At 36.3% G+C, this 3,127-nt stretch carries 4 protein-coding genes; all 4 read left to right on the top strand.

Annotated features, from left to right (window positions below):
* The first annotated feature begins 106 nt into the window (after positions 1–106).
* Genes AB1349_13320 through AB1349_13305 form a run of 4 tightly spaced genes read left to right on the top strand, consistent with a single transcriptional unit; the run spans position 107 to position 2,263 of the window.
* A complete protein-coding gene (locus tag AB1349_13320) occupies positions 107–541 on the top strand; it encodes a hypothetical protein (GenBank protein MEW6558304.1) in 435 nt (144 codons plus the stop codon).
* A gap of 4 nt (positions 542–545) precedes the next feature.
* Positions 546–1,337 carry an RnfABCDGE type electron transport complex subunit B gene (gene rnfB / locus AB1349_13315; GenBank protein MEW6558303.1) on the top strand — a complete coding sequence of 264 codons (792 nt, stop codon included), beginning with the start codon at positions 546–548 and terminating at the stop codon, positions 1,335–1,337.
* Complete coding sequence (locus tag AB1349_13310) at positions 1,316–1,702, top strand: SoxR reducing system RseC family protein (GenBank protein ID MEW6558302.1); 387 nt, start codon at positions 1,316–1,318, stop codon at positions 1,700–1,702. The genes rnfB and AB1349_13310 overlap by 22 nt, the downstream gene beginning before the upstream one ends.
* 12 nt (positions 1,703–1,714) lie before the next feature.
* Entirely contained in the window at positions 1,715–2,263 is a 549-nt protein-coding gene (locus tag AB1349_13305; protein ID MEW6558301.1) for a LemA family protein, read from the top strand.
* Positions 2,264–3,127: the final 864 nt, after the last annotated feature.

The raw sequence follows: 3,127 nt of genomic DNA, 5'->3' as shown, positions 1-3,127 counted from the left end.
TTATGAGGAAGTGTTATTGAAGAGCCGTGTGTGGGCAATCTGCAAGCACGGTTCTGCGAGGGGCACGACAGCCCGATAGGGCTGTCACCACAAGGAGGTTATAAAGATGTCTACTCAACAAAAATTAAAATTAATGATTTTTATTATACTTATATTTTTTAAGTTTGTTATTTTTGTATTTTCTGATGAAGTTGTAGAAATTGGTATTATACTTGGCAAACCGACAGGGATTGCAGGAAAGTACTTTGTTTCAAATAAAAACGCTATTGATTGTAGTATTGGTTTTGACGCCAGTTTCCTGGCACATTTTGATTATCTATGGCATAATTTTGAGCACTTAAAAGTAAGCGAATGCAAACTTCCATTTTATTACGGAGGCGGGATATTGATTGCAGAAAAAGATTTTTGTATTCAGGGCAAACTCGGACTTGAATATCTGTTTGAAACAAATCCACTTGGTGTATTTATTGAGATTGCACCTGCTGTTGGAACCAATTTTATATTTCAAGGTAGTGTTGGCGTTAGATACCGACTTAAATAATTTTATGAATTTCTTAATTAGTATTAGTGTTCTTGGTTTACTTGGGCTTGTTTTAGGTGTTGGGCTTGGAATTGCATCAAAAAAGTTTGCAGTTAAATCAGACCCGCGTATAGAGATGGTGCTTAATTTTTTGCCGGGTGCTAACTGTGGTGCCTGTGGTTTTGCCGGCTGTTTGGGTTATGCGAAAGCAATTGTAGAAAGCGGAGCAAAACCATCGTTATGCACTGTTGGTGGTGAGGAATCCGCAAAAAAAATCGCTGAATTATTAGGTGTTGAAATCACATCTCAACAGAAGTTGGTTGCAATTGTGAATTGTAGTGGCGATATTTCCGCAAGAAGACAACGAGGAAATTACGATGGTGTAAAAACCTGTTTATCGGCTATATTGGTTTCTGGCGGGACAGTGATGTGCAGTTTTGGGTGTCTCGGTTTCGGTGATTGCGTTGATGTTTGTTCTTTTGGTGCGATAAAATTGAGAGAAAATTTGCCGCCAGAAATTAACGAAGAAAAATGTACCGCCTGTGGATTATGTGTAAAATCGTGTCCTCAAAATTTAATAAAACTTATCTCAAAAGACAAAAGGTTTGTAATTGCTTGTTCATCAGTTGATAAAGGCAAACTTGTCCGTCAGGTTTGTGATGTTGGCTGTATTGCCTGTTTTTTATGTGTGAAAAAATGTTCAAATAAAGCAATCACGATTGAAAATAATATTGCCAAAATTGATTACACAAAATGTCAGAATATCGGCGAATGTTTTAGAAACTGTCCAACTAAATGTATTCAATGGAAGAGATAGCAACAGTAGTTGAAATTGCTGACAACAAACTAAAATTATTATTTAATCACCAACAGATATGTGAAAAATGTGGTATCTGTCATAAATCGGCTAATGGCACGATGTATCTTGAACTTGAGAATACAATTGGTGTCAGAATCGGCGATAAGATTCTTGTTACAATTAAACCATCAAATTTAAAAATTTCATTACTGCTTTACGGCTTTCCTTCTGTTATGTTTATAACCGGTATTTTTGGGGGATATTTTTTATACCGCTCGGAGATTTCTGGATTCACTGCTGGGATTTTATTTTTAGCGGTATCGTTCATTATTATAAAGGTTGTCGTAAAAAAATACAAACCAAAAATAGAAAAAATAATTTAAGGGGGGGTGTTTATGGGCTGGGTTTTGTTGATTGTTTTAGTGCTTGTGGTTTTGTATCTCGTTAGTATTTACAACAAGTTGATTCGCTACAGGGTAGAAGCGGAGAATTCGTGGAGCCAGATTGATGTTCAGTTAAAACGCCGTCACGATTTGATTCCGAATCTTGTTGAGACGGTGAAGGGCTATATGCAGTTTGAAAAAGAGACACTTACAAAAGTGATGGAAGCGCGCGCAAAAGCTGTTGGCTCAAGCAATATGCAAAGCCGGCTGAAAGCTGAAGGCGAGATTTCCGGGCTTTTGGGACGATTGTTTGCGGTTTGGGAAAATTATCCGGACTTAAAAGCGAACAAGAATGCGATGCAACTTCAAGAGGAACTTACTACAACTGAAAACAGGATTGCGTATTCCCGTGGGCATTACAACGATATCGTTGCGAATTACAACGCCATGCTTCAACAGTTTCCGTCAAATCAGGTTGCAAAACTTTTCGGTCCTTTTGAGAAAAAGATATTTTTTGAAATACCTGAAGCAGAAAAAGAAGTGCCAAAAGTTAAATTCTGATTCTTAAAAAAACCGCTTGACAAACTTTAAGTTTTTTATTATACTAAATTAAAAATGAAACTCACTAAAAAATAAAGAGAAAATTTAGCAAAAGTTTCTTTTAATTTAAGCCAAATAATTTTTGCTGTGATAATTGTCGGGAAAGCAATAACACCCGAGAAAATTTCAGAGAGGTCATTTATACTGGGAATCTTTGCATTTATATTATTAATAGCAAGGATTGGTGCTTGATAAAGGAGATTGACATGGATTATCTTACTATTGCATTTAGTGTTGTAATTATCCTTGCGCTTATAGTGGGTGGAATTGCTATCCATCAGGACTGGCGGGAAAAACATCCGAAAATAAGTCATTGAAAAAATGAAAACAAAACTTTCCGATAATAAAATTATCAATTACTCCGACGGCAAAATTTTCGGGGGGGGGTAGACACCAATTTAAAATTAAAAATTGAAAATGAAAAATTAAGGCAGAGATAAACTCTGCTTTTTTATTTTTATAAAATCCAATTAGTACAAATGTACTAAATCAATTTTTAATTTTTACTTGCTGTTAAAAGGTGGAAAAAGGGGTGGATATAGATAGAAGTTAGGTAGCCACCGACTTCAGTTGGTGGGAAGTAAGAAGTCAGAGAAAAATATAGTTGCCCAATTCATTGAGCGAATAAAAACCTGATAAACCTGGTCTGATGTTATGTCAGGCTCGGCAACTACAAAAAAATTAAAAGAGGAGGTTGGGTAAAATGAGTGTGCCAAGAAAGTTCCTTGAATTCTTGTCGGTGGAAGTCCGAACTGGATAAAGGGTAGCGACCAGTCCAACACCAAATCCCACAGTTAATAAGGCAACGAACTAACTGATGCTGGG

Source organism: Elusimicrobiota bacterium, from assembly GCA_040757695.1.
Taxonomy (GTDB): Bacteria; Elusimicrobiota; UBA8919; order UBA8919; family UBA8919; genus JBFLWK01.
Note: the sequence above shows the minus strand (reverse complement) of the source record. Positions and strands in the feature narration are given on the sequence as shown.

Coding starts and splice junctions, on each gene's coding strand:
- AB1349_13305 (MEW6558301.1), top strand. CDS start 1,715: ATGGGCTGGGTTTTGTTGATTGTTTTAGTGCTTGTGGTTTTGTATCTC.
- AB1349_13310 (MEW6558302.1), top strand. CDS start 1,316: ATGTATTCAATGGAAGAGATAGCAACAGTAGTTGAAATTGCTGACAAC.
- rnfB (MEW6558303.1), top strand. CDS start 546: ATGAATTTCTTAATTAGTATTAGTGTTCTTGGTTTACTTGGGCTTGTT.
- AB1349_13320 (MEW6558304.1), top strand. CDS start 107: ATGTCTACTCAACAAAAATTAAAATTAATGATTTTTATTATACTTATA.